Source organism: Pedobacter sp. UYP30 (assembly GCF_040547165.1).
Taxonomy (GTDB): Bacteria; Bacteroidota; Bacteroidia; order Sphingobacteriales; family Sphingobacteriaceae; genus Pedobacter.
In genome coordinates, this window is the sequence record NZ_JBEPPD010000043.1 from 1 (window position 1) to 3,478 (window position 3,478).

3 protein-coding genes are annotated in these 3,478 nt (G+C 38.5%); all 3 read left to right on the forward strand.

The window, feature by feature from the left end; all coding sequences use genetic code 11:
- Positions 1-132 precede the first annotated feature (132 nt).
- From ABIB40_RS20485 to ABIB40_RS20495, 3 genes are read left to right on the forward strand one after another with little or no spacing between them, the layout of a single operon-like run.
- Complete coding sequence (locus ABIB40_RS20485) at positions 133-1,404, forward strand: site-specific integrase (protein WP_354361789.1); 1,272 nt, start codon at positions 133-135, stop codon at positions 1,402-1,404.
- Positions 1,397-2,377 carry a tyrosine-type recombinase/integrase gene (locus ABIB40_RS20490; RefSeq protein ID WP_354361791.1) on the forward strand — a complete coding sequence of 327 codons (981 nt, stop codon included), beginning with the start codon at positions 1,397-1,399 and terminating at the stop codon, positions 2,375-2,377. The genes ABIB40_RS20485 and ABIB40_RS20490 overlap by 8 nt, the downstream gene beginning before the upstream one ends.
- Positions 2,364-3,377 (forward strand): site-specific integrase, encoded by a 1,014-nt coding sequence (locus ABIB40_RS20495; RefSeq protein ID WP_354361793.1) that lies wholly within the window; start codon positions 2,364-2,366, stop codon positions 3,375-3,377. The genes ABIB40_RS20490 and ABIB40_RS20495 overlap by 14 nt, the downstream gene beginning before the upstream one ends.
- Positions 3,378-3,478 lie beyond the last annotated feature (101 nt).

Consider the following 3,478-nt stretch of genomic DNA (forward strand, 5'->3'; position numbering starts at 1 on the left):
GGCGCATTATGCAAAGCATTTAGTTATGTAAAGTATCTGTATAATCGATTGATAGTTAAAGCAATTTTAGGATATTACTTTACATAATATTGTTTGAGTACCATTGCAATTATTCATTAAAATTAATTGTATATGATCGAACGATTTAAGGATTTCAATGTCCTAACCGGTGAAGTAGCTGAGTATCTAGAGTCTCAACTTTTCTTTTCACCCCCTGCTATTGAAGAATATCAAAGGATTTGGAGGCAAATCCGCTTCTTCATGGATTCAAAAGGTTACCAATATTATTCCTCCGATGTTGAAAAGGAGCTTTTTCAATATCATTTTAAAAGTCGATTAAAAAGAGAACTTCAGTCTCGAGAAATACGGCTTTATAATGGAATAAAAATGCTAATGGACTTCATAGAGCATGGTAAAGTCAAGCTGTTAGTGCGCCCAAAATTAAAGCCGATTGTCTTTGACGGGCCAATTGGTGAAATTATCAACAGCTATATCGAATACAAAAAAACAGTAATGCGCCTACATGTCATTAGCTTAAGTTGTCATAAGCGAAACCTTTTGAAGCTTCATGAATATTGTACAAAACATGAGATTACAAATATTGAAGAAGTAGATCTGGCTGTTCTCCTGCAGTTTATAAATCAATTAGATACCCAATATAAAACAGGGGTCCAAAATACTTTAATGACTATCAGGGGGTTTACAAAATACCTATTTGAACAAAAGATCCTTAAAAAGGATTACGCTCGGGGAATCCCCAGATATAAATCGGTAAACCAGGCCAAACTCCCTTCTACATATACCAAAGAAGAAATAGAGCGGCTAATTGCATCAGCTGATAGGTTTTCAGCCATTGGAAAACGTAACTATGCGATTATACTTTTAGCGGCCAGACTGGGGCTTAGGGCTTCTGATATATGTAGGTTAAAATTTGAAAATCTGCATTGGCAGACCTCAACGATAAAAATGCACCAATATAAAACTGGCAGGGAACTGGTTTTACCGATTTTAGCCGATGTAGGAAATGCGTTGATCGATTATCTAAAATATAGCAGGCCAGTGTCAGAAGAAGCCTTTATCTTCTTATCTGCCAGAACCCCATACACATCTTTTTTTACGAGTAATGTCGTTACTCATGTTGTCCAGAGAGCGTTTATCAAAGCGGGCATAGACATAAAGAATAGAAGGTTTGGACCCCATTCGCTACGCCATAGTCTTGGGTTCAGAATGCTGGAGGAAAGCACGATCCTCCCCGTGATTTCTGAGGTACTCGGACATAAAAGCACCGAATCGACAAGGTATTACTTACGGATTGACCTAAAATCAATGAAGCAATGCATGGTTGATGTGCCACTGATTGCCGCTGGCTTCTATGACCAGAATGGAGGTGTTTTTTATGGATAAGGTCTTTCACAGCATTTATGCACCCCACATAAAACAGTTCATTCAACTTAAACGTAAACTAGGCTTCGAATATTCCTCTGGTATATTCTATCTTAATAAAATTGACCTTTTTGCTCTGGAAAGAGGTGATACTTCCGCAGGTATAACCAAAGACTTTGCCGATAATTGGGCGGATAAAAAGTCTAATGAAAGCGACTGTAACCGCTACAATAGAATAGGCTTTCTGATCCAGTTGTCTTCATATATTCGAGATCTGGGAATTGAATCTTATGTTCCTAAACTGCCACCAATTCCTCATCACACCTTTATTCCTTATGTGTACTCAAAAGAGCAAATAGATGCAATATTCGCCGCTTGTGATAGCCTCAGGTTAAAAATAACAAATAGCCATAGCTGCCTTTTTTGTATGCCTTTGCTATTGAGATTACTATATAGTACTGGACTAAGAATTGGAGAAGCTATAGCCCTAAAAAACGAAGATGTAAATATCGAGGACAATTACCTTCTGGTCAGGGATAGTAAAAATGGTAAGGAACGTATAATCCCTATTGCAGCATCCCTTTCTTCCTTGTGTAAAGAATATATATGGCACAGGGACAGACTTCCTGATGTTCAAAAGAATTCGGAGTACTTCTTTATTAAAGCCAACGGAATGAAATGCGGCCAGGGTGTAAACAGGTGGTTCAAAAAGTGTTTGGATCTTGCAGGAATTCTGCACGGTACAACTGAAAGCCCCCGAATCCATGATCTTAGACACACATTTGCTGTTACCGCTCTTGCCACTATGGCGGAATCTGGTATTGATCTGTATGTTTCACTCCCCATCCTTTCTAATTATCTGGGACATGGATCTCTTGGGGCAACGAACCATTATGTTCGTTTAACCGCAAGTATGTTTCCCGATCTGATAAAGGATGTTGATATGATCTGTCTTGATGTATTCCCTAAATACCGAAACTATGAAGCCAACTGATTTTTCTAAATATATATCGGATTACGTTTCCAGATATTTACCAAATGAAAAAGGAGCCAGTGCTAATACGATAGCAGCATATAGAGACACATTTGTTCTGCTCTTAAAGTATATCCAGGAAGCTAAGAAGTTAAAAATAGAGAAGCTTACATTAAGTGCAATAACAAAAGGAACCATTCTGGAATTCCTGGATTGGCTACAGAAAGATAGAAAGTGCAGCACATCAACACGAAACGCTCGATTGGCTGCGATTCATTCTTTCTATTCATACCTACAACATGAGAGTTTGGAACACCTTCATGAATGCCAGAAAATTCTATCCATTCAATTCAAGGCTGCTAAAAAGGAAACCATGAGTTACTTATCAATCGACGGTATAAAGCTATTATTGCAGCAACCTGACACCTCAACTCACCGGGGCAGACGTGATTTGTCTTTACTTTCCTTGATGTATGATACTGGTTCGAGGGTACAGGAAATTATAGACCTGACGCCGTTATCACTAAGGCTGAATAAACCAGCAACCGTTAAGATTATTGGAAAAGGAAACAAAGCGAGATTGGTTCCAATGTTGGATGCCCAAACCGAACATCTACAGCGGTACATGAAAGAAAACAGGCTAAATGAACCATTTGCCAATCATTATCCTTTATTCTTTAATAGTAGAAAGGAAAAGTTAACCCGTGCAGGGATAGGTTATATACTTGAAAAGTATGCCAGTAAGGCAAGGGCTGGAAATCCGTTATTGATACCGGACAATATCAGCCCACATTCCCTTCGTCATTCTAAGGCTATGCATCTTCTCCAGGCAGGTATAAACTTGGTTTATATCCGGGATATTCTTGGTCATGTTTCAGTTGTGACCACGGAAATATATGCGCGGGCGGACTCTAAGCAGAAACGTGACGCATTAGAGAAAGCCTATGTTGATGTCAATCCTGATGAGGAAGCAATGTGGTTGAAGGATGAAAATTTGATCAGTTGGCTCAAAAGATTCTGATATTATTATGTAAAGTGATATAACCAAAAATTATGCAGTAACGCCCAACTAAAGCCGCATTATTGTTTATCACTTTACATAACTAATTGCTTTGCATAATG

What these genes read in the sequence shown, in the direction of transcription:
- ABIB40_RS20495 (WP_354361793.1), top strand. Translation starts at nt 2,364, where the DNA reads ATGAAGCCAACTGATTTTTCTAAATATATATCGGATTACGTTTCCAGA.
- ABIB40_RS20490 (WP_354361791.1), top strand. Translation starts at nt 1,397, where the DNA reads ATGGATAAGGTCTTTCACAGCATTTATGCACCCCACATAAAACAGTTC.
- ABIB40_RS20485 (WP_354361789.1), top strand. Translation starts at nt 133, where the DNA reads ATGATCGAACGATTTAAGGATTTCAATGTCCTAACCGGTGAAGTAGCT.